The sequence below is a fragment of the Vibrio sp. D173a genome, assembly GCF_030248475.1.
On sequence record NZ_JAHGAH010000513.1, the window covers coordinates 1 to 688 of the forward strand.

General features: G+C 45.9%; 1 protein-coding gene. It reads right to left on the bottom strand.

Annotated features, from left to right (window positions below; translation table 11 throughout):
• Positions 1–688 (bottom strand): AMP-binding protein (locus tag KIV40_RS27175; RefSeq protein WP_285352299.1); only part of this gene is annotated, 688 nt, incomplete at both ends.

Below are 688 nucleotides of genomic sequence, written 5' to 3' on the forward strand. Positions count from 1 at the left end.
TTCGACATCTGGGTGGCACATCAACACCTCTTCAACCTCACGAGGATAGACGTTATAACCGCCACGAATAATCATGTCTTTCACGCGATCAACAATAAACAAGTTACCGTGATCATCCAGCCTACCGATATCACCAGTTAAAAACCATCCGTCTCGAATGCTCTCCTGTGTTGCCTGTGGTCTCTTGTAGTAGCCTTTCATGACACTTGGGCTCTTAGTGCAGATTTCGCCCAACTCCCCAATGGCATCTCTGTTTCCTTCAACATCTGTGACCTTAACAAGGTGACCACATAAAGGTTGCCCGACGCTACCCGCCACTCTGTCCCCATCAATATGATTAAAGGTTGCCACAGGTGCGGTCTCTGATAGTCCATAGCCTTCTAAAATGGGTAATTCAAACTGTTTTTCAAATTGGCGAATGGTCTCGACAGGCATCGATGAGCCTCCAGAAACACCAAGCCGTAGGCTATGTTTAACTTTATCAGAGCGTTCCTGACATGCTTGTCCTGCTTTAAGAATAGCCATATACATGGTAGGCACTCCAGCAAACACACTCACTTTATGCTCAATGATCTGTTCAATCACATCCAAAGGATCAAAGCGCTGAATCATTACAATCGTCGCACCCGTTAGAATGCTCGCGTTCATCATTACCGTTTGCCCAAAACTGTGAAACAGTGGCAGTGTT